This is a genomic window from Pseudomonas sp. GM84, assembly GCF_000282535.1.
Lineage (GTDB): Bacteria > Pseudomonadota > Gammaproteobacteria > Pseudomonadales > Pseudomonadaceae > Aquipseudomonas.
Window position 1 is genome coordinate 33,080 of record NZ_AKJC01000078.1, and the last position, 16,421, is coordinate 49,500.

At 62.7% G+C, this 16,421-nt stretch carries 16 protein-coding genes and 1 pseudogene; 11 read left to right on the forward strand and 6 right to left on the reverse strand.

From position 1 onward, the window contains the following. Positions 1–5 precede the first annotated feature (5 nt). From dut to argB, 3 genes and pseudogenes are all read left to right on the forward strand, one after another. A complete protein-coding gene (gene dut, locus PMI38_RS05500; protein ID WP_008091574.1) occupies positions 6–461 on the forward strand; it encodes a dUTP diphosphatase in 456 nt (151 codons plus the stop codon). Between the two features lie 135 nt (positions 462–596). After that, positions 597–1,970: pseudogene (locus PMI38_RS05505) on the forward strand (phosphomannomutase/phosphoglucomutase); the annotation flags it as partial. 30 nt (positions 1,971–2,000) lie between these two features. After that, complete coding sequence (gene argB, locus PMI38_RS05510) at positions 2,001–2,906, forward strand: acetylglutamate kinase (protein ID WP_008091578.1); 906 nt, start codon at positions 2,001–2,003, stop codon at positions 2,904–2,906. 151 nt (positions 2,907–3,057) lie between these two features. Here argB and pyrE read toward each other — a convergent pair whose 3' ends face one another. After that, on the reverse strand, positions 3,058–3,699 hold the full coding sequence (pyrE, locus tag PMI38_RS05515) for an orotate phosphoribosyltransferase (RefSeq protein ID WP_008091580.1): 642 nt from the start codon (positions 3,697–3,699) through the stop codon (positions 3,058–3,060). A gap of 80 nt (positions 3,700–3,779) precedes the next feature. Between pyrE and PMI38_RS05520 the strand changes: the two genes are divergently transcribed. Beyond that, positions 3,780–4,559 carry an exodeoxyribonuclease III gene (locus tag PMI38_RS05520; RefSeq protein ID WP_008091582.1) on the forward strand — a complete coding sequence of 260 codons (780 nt, stop codon included), beginning with the start codon at positions 3,780–3,782 and terminating at the stop codon, positions 4,557–4,559. A gap of 125 nt (positions 4,560–4,684) precedes the next feature. Here the strand turns inward: PMI38_RS05520 and PMI38_RS05525 are convergent, their stop codons facing one another. Continuing rightward, positions 4,685–5,053 carry a DUF4870 domain-containing protein gene (locus tag PMI38_RS05525; RefSeq protein ID WP_008091583.1) on the reverse strand — a complete coding sequence of 123 codons (369 nt, stop codon included), beginning with the start codon at positions 5,051–5,053 and terminating at the stop codon, positions 4,685–4,687. A 23-nt stretch (positions 5,054–5,076) separates the two neighbouring features. Next, on the reverse strand, positions 5,077–5,799 hold the full coding sequence (gene rph / locus PMI38_RS05530) for a ribonuclease PH (RefSeq protein ID WP_008091585.1): 723 nt from the start codon (positions 5,797–5,799) through the stop codon (positions 5,077–5,079). A gap of 227 nt (positions 5,800–6,026) precedes the next feature. Here rph and PMI38_RS05535 point away from each other — a divergent pair, with 227 nt between their 5' ends. Continuing rightward, positions 6,027–6,890, forward strand: a complete 864-nt coding sequence (locus PMI38_RS05535; RefSeq protein ID WP_008091587.1) for a YicC/YloC family endoribonuclease — start codon at positions 6,027–6,029, stop codon at positions 6,888–6,890. Between the two features lie 13 nt (positions 6,891–6,903). After that, positions 6,904–7,524: a guanylate kinase gene (gene gmk / locus PMI38_RS05540; RefSeq protein ID WP_008091588.1), complete on the forward strand. Its 621-nt coding sequence runs from the start codon at positions 6,904–6,906 to the stop codon at positions 7,522–7,524. Positions 7,525–7,662: 138 nt separating this feature from the next. On the opposite strand, the gene PMI38_RS05545 is transcribed toward gmk, so the two are convergent. The 3 genes from PMI38_RS05545 to PMI38_RS05555 form a co-directional block, all read right to left on the reverse strand. Next, entirely contained in the window at positions 7,663–9,201 is a 1,539-nt protein-coding gene (locus PMI38_RS05545; protein ID WP_008091590.1) for an APC family permease, read from the reverse strand. Between the two features lie 84 nt (positions 9,202–9,285). Then, positions 9,286–10,065 (reverse strand): gamma-glutamyl-gamma-aminobutyrate hydrolase family protein, encoded by a 780-nt coding sequence (locus PMI38_RS05550; RefSeq protein WP_008091592.1) that lies wholly within the window; start codon positions 10,063–10,065, stop codon positions 9,286–9,288. A gap of 4 nt (positions 10,066–10,069) precedes the next feature. Then, positions 10,070–11,413 (reverse strand): glutamine synthetase family protein, encoded by a 1,344-nt coding sequence (locus PMI38_RS05555; protein ID WP_400714084.1) that lies wholly within the window; start codon positions 11,411–11,413, stop codon positions 10,070–10,072. A gap of 246 nt (positions 11,414–11,659) precedes the next feature. Here PMI38_RS05555 and PMI38_RS05560 point away from each other — a divergent pair, with 246 nt between their 5' ends. From PMI38_RS05560 to PMI38_RS05580, 5 genes are all read left to right on the forward strand, one after another. Next, positions 11,660–12,532 carry a LysR family transcriptional regulator gene (locus PMI38_RS05560; protein WP_008091594.1) on the forward strand — a complete coding sequence of 291 codons (873 nt, stop codon included), beginning with the start codon at positions 11,660–11,662 and terminating at the stop codon, positions 12,530–12,532. 264 nt (positions 12,533–12,796) lie between these two features. Further along, complete coding sequence (rpoZ, locus tag PMI38_RS05565; RefSeq protein ID WP_008091595.1) at positions 12,797–13,060, forward strand: DNA-directed RNA polymerase subunit omega; 264 nt, start codon at positions 12,797–12,799, stop codon at positions 13,058–13,060. A gap of 59 nt (positions 13,061–13,119) precedes the next feature. Next, the gene (gene spoT / locus PMI38_RS05570; RefSeq protein ID WP_008091596.1) at positions 13,120–15,228 is read left to right on the forward strand and encodes a bifunctional GTP diphosphokinase/guanosine-3',5'-bis pyrophosphate 3'-pyrophosphohydrolase; all 2,109 of its coding nucleotides are present in this window, start codon (positions 13,120–13,122) and stop codon (positions 15,226–15,228) included. A 23-nt stretch (positions 15,229–15,251) separates the two neighbouring features. Beyond that, positions 15,252–15,632 (forward strand): RidA family protein, encoded by a 381-nt coding sequence (locus tag PMI38_RS05575; protein ID WP_003253379.1) that lies wholly within the window; start codon positions 15,252–15,254, stop codon positions 15,630–15,632. Positions 15,633–15,687: 55 nt separating this feature from the next. Continuing rightward, positions 15,688–16,413 carry a hypothetical protein gene (locus PMI38_RS05580; RefSeq protein WP_008091604.1) on the forward strand — a complete coding sequence of 242 codons (726 nt, stop codon included), beginning with the start codon at positions 15,688–15,690 and terminating at the stop codon, positions 16,411–16,413. Positions 16,414–16,421 lie beyond the last annotated feature (8 nt).

Here is a 16,421-nt window from a genome sequence, read left to right on the forward strand (position 1 = left end):
GTTACATGCACGCTCTTCAAGCCAAGATCCTCGACCCACGCCTGGGCACCGAATTCCCCCTGCCACAGTACGCCACCCCCGGCTCCGCCGGCCTGGACCTGCGCGCCCTGCTCAAGGAGGACACCGTCCTCGAGCCAGGCCAGACCCTGCTGATCCCCACCGGCCTGTCGATCTACATCGGCGACCCGGGCCTTGCGGCGATGATCCTGCCGCGCTCTGGCCTGGGCCATAAGCACGGCATCGTGCTGGGCAACCTGGTCGGCCTGATCGACTCGGACTACCAGGGTGAGCTGATGGTGTCGTGCTGGAACCGCGGCAACACGCCGTTCACCATCGCCGTCGGCGAGCGCATCGCACAGCTTGTTCTCGTGCCTGTGGTACAAGCGCATTTCGACATCGTCGAGCAATTCGACGAGAGCCAGCGCGGCACTGGCGGCTTCGGCCATTCCGGCAGCCACTGAGCCCATCTCACGGACGTTCAGGCCAAGGATGGCGAACTCTCTGACGAAACCACCGTCCAAGCGTTCAGTTTGCGCCAGCCCAGAAAGCCTTTGATGATGGAGTTTCCAGAGATGAACGATATGGCCCAACTGGTCCCCGCACTGCCTGACAGCATTTTCCGCGCCTATGACATCCGCGGCGTGGTCGGCAAAACCCTGCACGCCGAAACCGCCTACTGGATCGGCCGCGCCATCGGCGCCCAGACCCTCGCCCAGGGCGAGCCGCAGATCTCGGTTGGCCGCGACGGCCGCCTGTCCGGCCCGATGCTGGTCGAGCAACTGATCAAGGGCCTGGTCGACGCCGGCTGCCACGTCAGCGATGTCGGCCTTGTGCCGACCCCGGCGCTGTACTTCGCGGCCAACGTGCTCGCCGGCAAGTCCGGCGTGATGCTCACCGGCAGCCACAACCCGTCGGACTACAACGGCTTCAAGATCGTCATCGCTGGCGACACCTTGGCCAACGAACAGATCCAGGCCCTGCTGACCCGCCTGAAAACCAACGACCTGACCCGCGCTGAAGGCAGCGTGCAGAAGGTCGAGATCCTCGAGCGCTACTTCCAGCAGATCGTCGCCGACGTCAAGCTGGCCAAGAAGCTCAAGGTGGTGGTGGACTGCGGCAACGGCGCTGCGGGTGTGATCGCACCGCAACTGATCGAAGCCCTGGGCTGCGAAGTGATTCCGCTGTTCTGCGAAGTGGATGGCAACTTCCCCAACCACCATCCAGATCCGGGCAAGCCGGAAAACCTCGAAGACCTGATCGCCAAGGTCAAGGAAACCGGCGCCGACATCGGCCTGGCCTTCGACGGCGACGGCGACCGCGTGGGCGTGGTGACCAACACCGGCAACATCGTCTACCCGGACCGCCTGCTGATGCTGTTCGCCCAGGACGTGCTGTCGCGCAACCCTGGCGCCGAGATCATCTTCGACGTCAAGTGCACCCGCCGCCTGACCCCGCTGATCGAACAGCACGGTGGCCGCGCACTGATGTGGAAGACCGGCCATTCGCTGATCAAGAAGAAGATGAAGCAGACCGGCTCGCTGCTGGCTGGCGAGATGAGTGGGCACATCTTCATCAAGGAGCGCTGGTACGGGTTCGACGACGGCATCTACAGCGCCGCGCGCCTGCTGGAGATCCTCAGCAAGGCCGGGCAGGACGCCGAAAGCCTGTTCGCCGCGTTCCCGGACGATATTTCCACGCCGGAAATCAACATTGATGTGACCGACGAGGGTAAATTCAGCATCATTGATGCTCTGCAACGCGACGCCGACTGGGGCGAAGCCAACCTGACCACCATCGACGGTGTGCGGGTCGACTATGCCCACGGCTGGGGCCTGGTACGCGCCTCCAACACCACCCCGGTGCTGGTGCTGCGCTTCGAGGCCGAAAACGACGCCGAGTTGCAACGTATCAAGGATGTTTTCCGCGCCCAGTTGCTGCGGGTTGCCCCTGAGCTGCAACTGCCGTTCTGACCGATTATCTGTTCCTGACAGGAGCCCTGCATGACCCTCGATCGCGATGCCGCTTCCCATGTAGCCGAGGTTTTGTCCGAAGCACTGCCTTACATCCGCCGCTTTGTCGGCAAGACCCTGGTGATCAAGTACGGCGGCAACGCGATGGAGAGCGAGGAGCTCAAGACCGGCTTTGCCCGTGACATCGTGCTGATGAAGGCCGTGGGTATCAACCCGGTGGTCGTGCACGGCGGCGGCCCGCAGATTGGCGACCTGCTCAAGCGCCTGTCGATCGAAAGCCACTTCATCGACGGCATGCGCGTCACCGACGCGGCGACCATGGATGTGGTTGAAATGGTCCTCGGTGGCCAGGTCAACAAGGACATCGTCAACCTGATCAACCGCCACGGCGGCAGCGCCATCGGCCTGACCGGCAAGGACGCGGAGCTGATCCGCGCCCGCAAGCTCACCGTGAGCCGCCAGACGCCGGAGATGACCCAGCCGGAAATCATCGACATCGGCCATGTCGGCGAAGTGGTCAGCGTCAACACCGACCTGCTGAACATGCTGGTGAAAGGCGACTTCATCCCGGTGATCGCGCCGATCGGCGTGGGCGCCAACGGTGAGTCGTACAACATCAACGCCGACCTGGTGGCCGGCAAGGTGGCCGAAGCACTGAAGGCCGAGAAGCTGATACTGCTGACCAACATCGCCGGCCTGATGGACAAGCAGGGCGAGGTTCTCACCGGCCTGACCACCGAGCAGGTCAACGAACTGATCGCCGACGGCACCATCTACGGCGGCATGCTGCCGAAGATCAAGTGCGCGCTGGAAGCGGTCCAGGGCGGTGTGAACAGCTCGCACATCATCGATGGCCGCGTGCCGAATGCGGTGCTGCTGGAAATCTTCACCGACAGCGGTGTGGGTACCCTGATCAGCAATCGCAAGCCTCGCTGATTGGGCTGCACTGGCCTCATCGCCGGCAAGCCGGCTCCCACAAGGATCGCACCGAACCCTGTGGGAGCCGGCCGGCGATAGGGCCGGTAAAGGCAACACAAACAAAAAAGGCGACCCGCAAAGGTCGCCTTTCTTGTTTACCAGGCCGGAATCAGATCCCGTACTGCGCCCGATAGGCCTCCACAGCCGGCAGGTGCTGCTTGAGCTGCGGGTCATCGGCCAGGAACTCCAGCACCTGAGTCAGCGAAACGATGCTGACGACCGGAATGCCGAAGTCCCGTTCCACTTCCTGGATCGCCGACAGCTCGCCGTTGCCGCGCTCTTCACGGTTCAGCGCGATCAGCACGCCTGCGGCCTTGGCCTGCTGGGCGTTGATGATCTGCATGACCTCGCGAATGGCGGTACCGGCAGTGATCACGTCGTCGATGATCAACACGTCACCGGCCAGCGGTGCGCCGACCAGGCTGCCACCTTCGCCGTGATCCTTGGCTTCTTTACGGTTGAAGCACCATGGCACGTCGAGCTGATGCTGATCGGCCAGGGCCACGGCGGTAGTGGCCGCCAGGGGAATACCCTTGTAGGCAGGGCCGAACAGCACGTCGAACGGGATCTTGCTGTCGACGATGGCCGCCGCATAGCAACGACCCAGCTGCGCCAGGGCGGAACCGGTGTTGAACAGGCCTGCATTGAAGAAATACGGGCTGGTACGCCCCGATTTCAGAGTGAACTCACCGAAACGCAGAACCCCACGATCGATGGCAAAACGAATGAAGTCGCGCTGATACGGCTGCATGGAAAGTCCCGGACACCACGGATTTAGCTAAATGGGTTGAGCTCGGGTATCATACACGCACGAGATTTTTGGGGCCATTTATGCGGATCATCAGTGTGAACGTGAATGGCATTCAGGCTGCGGCCGAGCGTGGATTGCTCAGCTGGCTGCAAGCCCAGAATGCCGACGTCATCTGCCTTCAGGATACCCGCGCCTCGGCCTTTGAACTCGACGACCCAGCTTTCCAGCTCGATGGCTATTTCCTTTATGCCTGCGATGCGGAGGTGCCCGCCCAAGGTGGCGTGGCACTTTACTCGCGCATGCAGCCCAAGGCAGTCATCACCGGCCTGGGCTTCGAGACAGCCGACCGCTACGGGCGTTACCTGCAAGCAGATTTCGACAAAGTCAGTATTGCCAGCCTGCTGCTGCCTTCGGGCATGAACGGCGACGAAGACTTGAACCAGAAGTTCAAGTTGATGGACGACTTCGCCAAGTACCTGGACAAGCAGCGCCGTAAACGCCGCGAGTACATCTATTGCGGCTCGTTCTACGTGGCGCAGCAGAAGCTCGACATCAAGAACTGGCGTGACAGCCAGCAGTCGCCGGGCTTCTTGCCGCCCGAGCGTGCCTGGATGGATGCGATTACCGGCGACATGGGCTATGTGGATGCCCTGCGCGAAGTCAGTCGCGAAGGCGACCAGTACAGCTGGTGGCCGGACAACGAGCAGGCCGAGATGCTCAACCTGGGCTACCGGTTCGACTACCAGATCCTTACCCCGGGCCTGCGCCGTTTCGTGCGCAACGCCCGCCTGCCGCGTCAGCCGCGCTTCTCGCAGCATGCGCCGCTGATCGTCGACTATGACTGGACGTTGACTATCTGATCCCCTGAGGGCTGCCCTGCAGCCCTGATCGCCGGCAAGCCGGCTCCCACAGATACTCCACTGGCCTTGAGGCCTGCGCTGTACCTGTGGGAGCCGGCTTGCCGGCGATTGGGGACACAGAAAATCTACTTGATCGGCCGCCAGATCAAGGGATACCGATAAGGCTTCCCTTCATTGGCCCTGACCGCCGCAATGACGATCAGGATCAGCACCGCCACCATCAGCATGGCGAACAGCACCAGGCCGATGAAAACGAACATCAGCAGGAAACAGACGAACCCGGCAACGGTCACGCTGATCTGAAAGTTCAGCGCCTCTTTGCCCTGGGCATCGATGAAAGGATCTTGCTCGCGCTTCAGGTGCCACAGCACCAGCGGGCCCAGCAGATGCCCCAAGGGCACCACCAGGCCAAGCAGCGCGCTGAGGTGACAGAACATCGCCCATTGCCGCACATCGGCATTGGGCGGGGTGACCGACAATTGAGGATCGCTCATGCCCCGCACCTCCCTGGCTGGGTTCAGTCGGCCAGTGCGGCCTTCTGCAGTTCGAAGATCTCGTCCATGCCCTTTTGCGCCAGCGCCAGCATGGCGTTGAAGTCTTCAGGCTGGAACGGCTTGCCTTCGGCAGTGCCCTGCACTTCGATGAAACCACCGGCGCTGGTCATGACCACGTTCAGGTCGGTCTCGGCGGCGGAGTCTTCCAGGTAGTCCAGGTCGAGCACCGCTTCGCCCTGGTACATGCCCACCGAAACGGCAGCGATCATGTGCTTGAGCGGGTTGCCGGCCTTCAGGCCACCACGTTTCTTGATCACTGCCAGGGCATCGCACAGGGCGACCATGGCACCGGTGATCGATGCAGTGCGGGTACCGCCATCGGCCTGGATCACGTCGCAGTCGATGTACAGGGTGATATCACCCAGCTTGCTCATGTCCAGCGCGGCGCGCAGGGAGCGGCCGATCAGGCGCTGGATTTCCAGGGTGCGGCCACCCTGTTTGCCACGGCTGGCTTCGCGCTGGTTACGCTCGCCGGTGGAACGCGGCAGCATGCCGTATTCGGCGGTCAGCCAACCTTGGCCCTGACCTTTGAGGAAGCGGGGAACACCATTCTCGACGCTGACCGTGCAGACGACCTTGGTGTCGCCGAACTCGACCAGTACCGACCCCTCGGCGTGCTTGGTGTAGTTGCGGGTGAGGCGGATCGAGCGGAGCTGATCGGCGGCGCGACCACTTGGACGTTTCATCTGGGATACCTGTACTGGGATTTTGAATCTGCCAGCATTATAGAGCCCGCTGCCCGGCGAAGACATGCCTATTGTCGCGCCCCGGACAGCCTGTCGCCTTTTCCCATCGTTTCAGCCGTGCTCTGTAACATGGCTGGATTGGGCGCCATGGCCCCCACTGCGCTACAATCCTGCGCCTTGCAGCCGTAAGGCTTCCCCCGTTCACTCCATCTACGCGAGGTACTCCCATGGTGCACAGCATGACCGCTTTTGCTCGTGTCGAGCGCGCAGGCAGCCAAGGCACCCTGGTCTGGGAACTGCGCTCGGTCAACCACCGCTACCTGGAACCCCACTTGCGCTTGCCGGACGCCCTGCGCGATCTCGAAAGCGCCGTGCGTGAAGGCCTGCGCCAGGGCCTGTCGCGCGGCAAGGTCGAATGCACCTTGCGCCTGCACGAAGACAGCAACGGCAAACCGCTGAAAGTCGACCGTGAGCGCGCCGCGCAGCTGGTCGCCGCCGCCGAAGAGGTGGCCGGCCTGATCAAGCAACCGGCACCGCTCAACCCGCTGGAAGTGCTGTCCTGGCCAGGTGTGCTGGTGGCCGATGCCAGCGACCCGCAGGCGCTGAATGCCGAAGCCGTGGCGCTGTTCGACGAGGCGCTGGCCGAACTCAAGGCCGGGCGCTTGCGCGAAGGCCAGGAGCTGGCCCGGCTGATCAACGAGCGCCTGGACAACATGGCCAGCGAGGTCACCACCCTGCGCGCCCTGGTGCCACAGATGCTCGCCGCACAGCGGCAGAAGATCATCGACCGGTTTGGCGACCTGAAGGCCGAGCTCGACCCGCAGCGCCTGGAGCAGGAAATGGTGCTGCTGGCACAGAAGAGCGACGTCGCCGAAGAGCTGGATCGCCTCAGCACCCACGTCAACGAAGTGCGCCGTGTGCTCAAGTCCGGTGGTGCCGCTGGCCGGCGCCTGGACTTCCTGATGCAAGAGCTCAACCGCGAAGCCAACACCTTGGGCTCCAAGGCCTTTGACCACCGCAGCACCCAAGCGGCGGTCAACCTGAAGGTGCTGATCGAACAGATGCGTGAACAAGTACAGAACATCGAGTAAGGCCTCCCCTACCATGAACCACAGCAGCGGCACCCTTTATATCGTTTCGGCACCGTCGGGTGCCGGCAAGACCAGCCTGGTCACCGCCCTGACCAAGGACGACCAGCAGATCCGCGTCTCGGTCTCGCACACCACCCGCGCCATGCGCCCGGGCGAGCAGCACGGGGTCAACTACCACTTCGTGGTGCACGAGGAATTCAAGGCACTGATCGAGCAGGGTGACTTCCTCGAGCATGCCGAAGTGTTCGGCAACTTCTATGGCACCTCGCGCAGCGCGCTGCAGCAGACCCTCGACCAGGGCTTTGACCTGATCCTGGAGATCGACTGGCAAGGTGCCCAGCAGGTGCGCAAGCTGATGCCCGAAGCGTTGTCGGTGTTCATCCTGCCGCCGAGCCAGGAGGCCCTGCGTCAGCGTCTGGATGGACGTGGTCAGGACAGTGAAGAAATCATCGCCGGGCGCATGAAGGAAGCGGTCAGCGAGATGGTGCACTACGACGAGTACGACTACGTCATCATCAATGATGACTTCGGCGTGGCGCTGGAGGAGTTGAAGGCGGTGTTCGTGGCCAACCGGTTGCTGCTGAAGAAACAGCAACAGCGCAACAATGGGCTGCTGAAAGAACTGCTGTCCTGATAGACCGAAAGGGGCCGCTTTGCGGCCCATTCGCGGGACAAGCCCGCCCCCACATGTACAGCGCTGGTGTCGAAGTCAGCAGTGAACCTGTGGGAGCGGGCTTGCCCCGCGAATGGGCTGCGAAGCAGCCCCTTTCAATTATTCCTGCAGCTGCAAGGTCGCCTGCTGACGCAGGGTAGCCCCCAGGAAGTAAGCCGGCGCGCGCATCCGCGACAGCAGCATCAGTACGATCCCCAGCACCGAGATGATCGCCGCAATCACGAACACCAGACCCAGCCCACCCACATGCGAGCCACTGCCGAAGTCTGGCGAGGCGCTGTCGATCGCTGTGCGCACGAAGATCACCGACAGGATCACCCCACCCACCAGCGGGCACAGGCCACGCATGAAGAAGTGGCGCAGGCTGTCGAACAGGCTGTTGCGGAAGTACCAGACACAGGCGAACGCTGTCAGCGAATAGTAGAAGCAGATCATCATGCCCAGCGCGGTGATGGTGTCAGCCAGCACGTTCTCGCTCAGGGTACGCATGGTCACGTAGAACACGCCTGCAGCCACACCTGCACAGATGGTCGCGTAACGCGGCGTCTGTGAACGTGGGCAGACGCTGGCAAACTTCTGCGGCACCGCGCCGTAGTAACCCATCGCCAGCAGGGTACGCGCCGGCGAGACGAAGGTCGACTGCAGCGAGGCGGCCGTGCTGGCCAGCACCGCGATGGACATCAGGATCGCCAGTGGCCCCATGACCGGTCCGGCCAGGTGGGCAAAGACGTTTTCCTGGATACGCGGGTTGTTCAGGCCCAGGCCGTCCTCGCTGATCCCGGCGAACTGCAGGGTAGCGATGGCGGTGAGCAGGTACAGGCCGAGAATCAGCAGGACAGTCCAGGTCGCCGCCTTGCCCGGCACTTCCTCGCTACCGATCGACTCTTCACTGACAGTCAGGCACACGTCCCAACCCCAGAAGATGAAGATCGACAACGACAATCCGGCAGCAAAGGCCGAGAACGACTCGACGCCGAACGGGTTGAACCAGGCCAGATCGAACGCCAGTGGTGGCGGCGCGGTGGTTTCGCTGAACGCGGCGAAGGCAAACCCGATCAAGACCAGAAGCTGCAAGGCCACCAGGCCATACTGCACGGTCATGGTCGTGGTCATGCCGCGACAACAGATCCACACCGCCAAGGCAATGAACACGCAACACGTGCTGATGTTGATCAACAGGTTGTCGGCCAAGGTCGACAGCTCATGGTTGCCGGTGATCTGGGCGAGGAACAGGTAGAAGAAGTCGACCGCCACCCCTGCCAGGTTGGAGAGCACGATGGTGGTCGCGACCACCAGCCCCCAGCCGCCGATCCAGCCGATCATTGGACCAAAAGCGCGGGCCGACCAGGTGAACGAGGTGCCGCTGTCCGGCTCTGCAGAATTCAGCTCGCGGTAACCGAGGGCGACCAGCAGCATCGGCAGGAAGCCGACGATGAAGACGGCTGGAAGGTGAGCACCGACCTCCCGCACGGTGGGGCCGAGGGCGCCGGTCAGGGTGTAGACCGGGGCAATGGTGGAAATGCCCAGCACCACGCTGGCCAACAGGCCAAGACGGCCTTTGGCCAGGCCTTTGCTGCGTTGCGTACTGCCCGAGTCGGCCGCGTCGGGTGGGCGGCCGGCTTCTGTGTAATTGCTCATGAGAAAATGCCGTAACTATTGGAATTGTTGTCACAGGCCCTGCAAGCAAGGCGCTTTCACTCATCGAAAGCTTGCGATTCGGGGTTAGTCATCCAGGACTTTCGTGTCACGCTCCTTCCGTGCAGCGTATGCATTGCAGGCCTCGCGAAACGCCTGGAATAGGCTCCGCGAAACCGGGTTTTCGGCGAAACGCCATTCCGGGTGCCACTGCACACCGAGCACGAAGCCCGGGGCGTCAGGCATCGACACCGCTTCGATCAGGCCATCCGGCGCCCGTGCTTCGACCCGCAGACCTGGGGCCAGACGGTCGATGCCCTGGCTGTGCAGCGAGTTGACCTCGAACTGCGCGGCCAGGCCCAAGCGCTCGAACATCCCGCCAGGTGTAACGCTGACAAGGTGCCGAGGGCCGTATTGCACCTCCAGGGGCGCGTCCTCCGGTTCACGGTGATCCATGTAACCGGGCAGCTCCTGCACGCGCTGGTGCAGGCTGCCACCCAGGGCCACATTCAGCTCCTGGTAACCACGGCAAATGCAGAATACCGGCACACCGGCGGCAATCCCGGCCTGCAGCAACGGCAAGGTCAACCGATCACGCGCGAGGTCGTGCCGGGTACCTTCCGCGCTGGGGGCGCCATTGTAATGATGCGGCTCGATATTTGAAGGCGAGCCGGTAAAAAGAATGCCATCGAGCTGGTCCAGCAGCGCCCGGGTGTCGCTGCCCCCGTCACGCGCCGGCAGGATCAGCGGTAGCCCGGCAAACCCTGCCGCCTCGACATACTTGTCGCCAACGGTGTGCGAGGAGTTCTTCCCAACCTGCTGGCGGCAGGCGCTGATACCGATCAAGGGGACCGCATTTGCGCTCATGGGCTTACACCGTGTGCAGGTACCAGTTGTACTCGAGGTCAGAGATCGACACTTCGAACTCGGCCAGCTCGCTTTCCTTGCAGGCGACGAAGATATCGATGTAGTCCGGGCTGATGTACTGGTTGAGGACTTCGCTGTCATCCAGTGCGCGCAGGGCGTCGCGCAGGTTGTTCGGCAGGCTCTGCTCCAACTGCTCGTAGGAGTTGCCTTCGATCGGCGCGCCCGGCTCGACCTTGGTGGTCAGGCCATGGTGGATGCCGGCGAGGATCGCCGCGAGCATCAGGTACGGGTTGGCATCGGCGCCGGCAACGCGGTGCTCGATGCGCACGTTTTCGCTGCTGTCGGTCGGCACGCGAACCGCCACGGTGCGGTTGTCCAGGCCCCAGCTCGGTGCATTGGGCACGTAGAACTGCGCACCGAAGCGGCGGTAGGAGTTGATGTTCGGGCACAGGAAGGCCATCGACGCCGGCATGGTTTCCAGTACACCGCCGATGGCGTGGCGCAGCGTATCGCTTTGCAGCGGGTCATCGCTGCTGAAGATGTTCTTGCCGGTTTTCTTGTCGAGCAGCGAGATATGCACGTGCAGACCGTTGCCCGCCTGGCCCGGGTAGGGCTTGGCCATGAAGGTGGTGTCCATTTCATGGTCGTAGGCGACGTTCTTGATCAGGCGCTTGAGCAAGATCGCGTAGTCGCAGGCCTTGAGCGGATCAGCAACGTGGTGCAGGTTGACTTCGAACTGCGCCGGGGCGCTTTCCTTGACGATGGCATCGGCCGGCAGGCCCTGCTCCTTGGCCGCTTCCAGCATGTCCTGCAGGCAGTCGGCATATTCGTCGAGGTCGTCGATCAGGTAGACCTGGGTCGACTGCGGGCGCTTGCCGGAAATCGGCGAACGCGGTGGCTGCGGGCGACCGTTGAGGTTGTCCTGGTCGATCAGGTAGAACTCCAGTTCGAACGCGGCGCAGATATCCAGGCCCAGGTCGTCGAACTTGCTCACCACCTGACGCAGCACTTCACGCGGGTCGGCGAAGAACGGGGCGCCGTCCAGCTCGTGCATGGTCATCAGCAACTGGGCGGTCGGGCGTTTTTGCCAAGGCTCGTCGGACAGCGAGCCGGGGATCGGGAAGCAGATGCGGTCGGCATCGCCGATGTCCAGGCCAAGCCCGGTGCTCTCGACGGTCGAACCGTTGATGTCCAGCGCGAACAGCGACGCCGGCAGGTTGATACCCTTTTCGTACACCTTGTGCAGGCTAGCCCGCTCGATGCGCTTGCCACGTACCACGCCGTTCATGTCGGAGATCAGCAGATCGACGTACTGGGTGTCCGGATGGGCCTGGAGGAAGTCTTTCATCTCGCTGGAAGAACTGGCGCACGGGTTAACCGACGTCATGGTGTACATCCTTTGAAGGTGCTGCGGCGATGTGGGGATACGGCTGGCGCCACACGGGCGACGATGGTTGCAGCTGTTGTTCTTTTAACTTTTCCCATCGTGGGGACTGGTTACCCGACCGGGCGCATTGATTCCCGGGGGCCGTTTCACTATAAAATGGCCGCAACGCAACAGACATTGGCAATTCGGCAAGCAGAGCGTGCATCAATGCAATATCAGATTACTCACGCCGACCTCTCCCTGGTCCTGGCCCTGGAACGTGGTCGCTCGCTGGCCAAGGCCGCCGAGCTGCTCAAAGTCGACGTTTCCACGGTGTTCCGTTCGATCCGTCGCCTCGAGTCGGCGCTCGGCACCGCGCTCTTCGTCAAGAGCCGCAAAGGCTACCTGCCGACCGACACCGCCCAGGCCCTGGCCGAACAGGCGGAACGCGCCGAGCAGGCGCTGGATGCCGCGCGCATTGCCATGAGCAGCGGCGAACAAGTGGTCAGTGGCACCGTTCGTCTGACTTGTACCGAAGCGGTGATGCACAGTCTGCTGCTGCCGGCGCTGGCGGACTTCATGCCGAATTACCCGGCCTTGTCGCTGGAGATGGGCACCTCCAACACGTTCGCCAACCTCAGCCGGCGCGATGCCGATATCGCCCTGCGGCTGACCAATACCCCACCCGAGCATCTGGTCGGGCGCTGCCTGGGCTCCACGTCCTATGTGATCTGCGGTCAGCCCCAGTGGCGCGAACGCCTGACCGAATCAGCCGGCAGCGTACCGTGGATCGCACCGGACGACTCGATGCAGGACCACCCCACGGTGGTCTGGCGCAACCAGCAGTACCCCGGACTGAGCCCCCGTTATCAATGCAGCAGTATGTCGACCATCGCCCAGCTGGTGAGTACCGGGCTTGGCGTGGCGGCGTTGCCTGACTATATGGTCGATGCCTTGCCTGGCGTCGAGGCCCTGAGCGGGCCCTTGCCCGGTTGCGATACCCAGCTGTGGTTGCTGACACGGCCGGATTGCCGGGCATTGCGCTCGGTGCAGACGCTGTTCGAGGAGCTGACGCCGCGGTTGCGCGACGCCATGTTGTAAGGGTGTTGTGTTTCCGGGGCTGGAAACGTTATCGTCGAGTTCAAGCATTCAAGGCGTCTGTTGCGGCCCTTTCGCCGGCAAGCCGGCTCCCACGGGGATGGCGGTGCTCTTGGGATCTGTGGGCGCTGGCTTGCCAGCGATGCAGCCACCGCAGGTCCACCCGGTAAAACAGCGCTTCCCTATTGGCTGGTGATTTTTTAAACTATCGAGTCCGCCTGCCCATATTGGGCTGCACGCCCATCGCATTTGCTACTGAGGAAGACCATGGCCCGCGTAACTGTTGAAGACTGCCTGGAACACGTGGATAACCGTTTTGAGCTGGTCATGCTCTCGACCAAGCGCGCCCGTCAGCTGGCTACCGGCGGCAAAGAGCCGCGCGTAGCGTGGGAAAACGACAAGCCGACCGTGGTCGCCCTGCGCGAGATCGCCGAAGGTATCGTCACCCCTGAGTTCATCGCCGCCGAAGAGATCGTCACCGAGGATCCGGTCTTCGCCGCGTTCGAGGACGAGAACAACGAGGCTGTCTGATCCATGCCTGGTCGACGTCGCGCGGCACAAGGCCCTCTTCCTCGGCAAGAGGTGAAACCATGCCGGGCATAGAAGTCCTAGCCGAACGGCTGTCGACCTACCTGGGCCCCGAACAGGTCAACCTGGTTCGCCGGGCCTACTTTTACGCCGAACAGGCGCACGATGGGCAGCGCCGCCGTAGCGGCGAGCCCTACGTGACCCATCCGCTGGCCGTGGCCAGCATCCTCGCCGACATGCACATGGACCATCAGAGCCTGATGGCGGCCATGCTGCACGACGTGATCGAAGACACCGGCATCGCCAAGGAAGCCCTCAGCCAGCAGTTTGGCGAGACGGTGGCCGAACTGGTCGATGGGGTCAGCAAGCTGACCCAGATGAACTTCGAGACCAAGGCCGAAGCGCAGGCCGAAAACTTCCAGAAGATGGCCATGGCCATGGCCCGCGATATTCGCGTGATCCTGGTCAAGCTGGCCGACCGCCTGCACAACATGCGCACGCTGGAAGTGCTGTCCGGCGAAAAACGCCGGCGCATCGCCAAGGAAACCCTGGAAATCTACGCCCCCATCGCCAATCGCCTGGGCATGCACACCGTGCGCGTTGAATTCGAAGACCTCGGTTTCAAGGCCATGCACCCGATGCGCTCGTCGCTGATCCACCGGGCAGTCAAGAGCGCACGCGGCAACCGCAAGGAAATCGTCGCCAAGATCGAACACTCGCTGGCCAACTGCCTGGCTGCCGACGGTATCCAGGGCGAGGTCAGCGGCCGGCAGAAACACCTCTATGGCATCTACAAGAAGATGCGCGGCAAGCGTCGCGCCTTCAACGAGATCATGGACGTGTATGCCTTCCGCATCATCGTCGACAAGGTCGACACCTGCTACCGCGTGCTCGGCGCCGTACACAACCTGTACAAGCCCCTGCCCGGCCGCTTCAAGGATTACATCGCGATTCCCAAGGCCAACGGCTACCAGTCGTTGCACACCACCCTGTTCGGCATGCACGGGGTGCCCATCGAAATCCAGATCCGCACCCGCGAAATGGAAGAGATGGCCAACAATGGCATCGCCGCGCACTGGCTGTACAAGTCCAACGACGACGAACAGCCCAAGGGCAGCCATGCCCGGGCACGTCAGTGGGTCAAGGGTATCCTTGAGCTGCAGCAGCGCGCCGGCAACTCGCTGGAATTCATCGAGAGCGTGAAGATCGACCTGTTCCCGGACGAGGTCTACGTCTTCACCCCGAAAGGGCGGATCATGGAGCTGCCCAAAGGCTCCACCGCCGTCGACTTCGCCTACGCGGTGCACACCGACGTCGGCAACAGCTGCATCGCCTGCCGCATCAACCGGCGTCTGGCGCCGTTGTCCGAACCACTGCAGAGCGGTTCGACGGTCGAGATCGTCAGCGCCCCTGGTGCGCGGCCGAACCCGGCCTGGCTCAACTTCGTGGTCACCGGCAAGGCGCGCACGCATATTCGCCACGCGCTCAAGCAGCAACGCCGCTCCGAGTCGATCAGCCTGGGCGAACGCCTGTTGAACAAGGTGCTGACCGGCTTCGACAGCAGCCTGGAACAGATCCCCCAGGAGCGCATCCAGGGCATTCTGGCGGAGTACCGCCTGGAACTGATCGAAGACCTGCTCGAAGACATCGGCCTGGGCAATCGCATGGCCTATGTGGTCGCCCGTCGCCTGCTGTCGGCCGAAGGCGAACAGCTGCCGGCCCCGGAAGGCCCGCTGGCGATCCGCGGCACCGAAGGCCTGGTCCTGAGCTACGCCAAGTGCTGTACACCGATCCCTGGCGACCCGATCGTCGGCCACCTGTCTGCCGGCAAGGGCATGGTCGTGCACCTGGAGAACTGCCGCAATATCAGTGAAATTCGCCACAACCCCGAGAAGTGCGTGCAACTCTCCTGGGCCAAGGACATCACCGGCGAATTCAATGTCGAGCTGCGCGTCGAGCTCGAGCACCAGCGCGGCCTGATCGCTCTGCTGGCCAGCAGCGTCAATGCCGCCGACGGCAACATCGAGAAGATCAGCATGGATGAACGCGACGGTCGTATCAGCGTTGTCCAACTGGTGGTCAGCGTGCACGACCGCGTGCACCTGGCTCGTGTGATCAAGAAGCTGCGTACGCTGACCGGCGTGGTCCGCATCACCCGCATGCGTACGTAGTCCGCCAACCGCAAGGAGTCATCATGAGCAAGACCGTCATCAACAGCGACAAGGCCCCAGCCGCCATCGGTACCTACTCGCAAGCGATCAAAGCTGGCAATACCGTGTACATGTCTGGCCAGATCCCGCTGGACCCGAAAACCATGGAACTGGTCGAAGGCTTCGAAGCCCAGACCGTACAGGTGTTCGAGAACCTCAAGGCCGTTGCCGAAGCCGCTGGCGGTTCGTTCAAGGACATCGTCAAACTGAACATCTTCCTCACCGACCTGAGCCACTTCGCCAAGGTCAACGAGGTGATGGGCCGTTACTTCGAGCAGCCTTACCCAGCCCGCGCCGCCATTGGTGTTGCCGCGCTGCCGAAAGGCTCCCAGGTCGAAATGGACGCCATCCTGGTCATCGAGTGATGCCGCTGGTGACGGGCGCCCTGCCCGTCACCTTCCTGTTCAAGGTTACCCCATCATGCGTCAAGCACTGCCCCTCGCGCTGGCAGCCCTGCTTCTGAGCGGTTGCGCCAGCCACAAACCCGAAGATTTCAACGGCACCTGGATCAACCAGAACGCCATCAAGGCCGCCACCAAAAGTGGCAACCTGCGCCAGGCCCTGAACGAGCATGGCCCGGTATTCGAGTGGAAACTCGACGTGGCCAATCAACAAGCCAGCTTCAGCAATGGTTTCGAGGCCGCCGACGGCCAGTTGAGCGCCAATGACAAACAATGGCTGGCCACCTTCCAGGGCGGCCAGACCGAACAGCTGGCACTCGATGGCAATGAACTGAAAACCACCGACTCGTCTGGCGTCGAACAGACCTTCGTGCGCGCCAAGCAACCGGGCAATGCGCCACTGGGCGGCAGCTTCGAGAAAGCGCTGTACCAGGCGTACCTGGGCGGTGAGTGGAAGATTGTCGAAGGCCAGGGTACCGGCAGCAAAGTGCAGTTCGCCGACAACGGCAGCGTGACCGGCTTGCCGGGCCCGGACCGCTACGCCCTGTGCCTGGCCGGCGACTGCGCCAGCATGGGTGGCAGCAATGACAGCCTGTGGCTGGAGCGCAACCAGCGTGGCGCACCGTTCATCTTCAAGCGCGAGGGTGACACGCTGGAGATTTTCCAGGCGGTGAACCGTGCGAAGCCGGATGAGATGCCGCAATTGGCTGCCGGTAATCGTCAGTGGGTGCTGGAGCGGGACTAGCTTCAGGC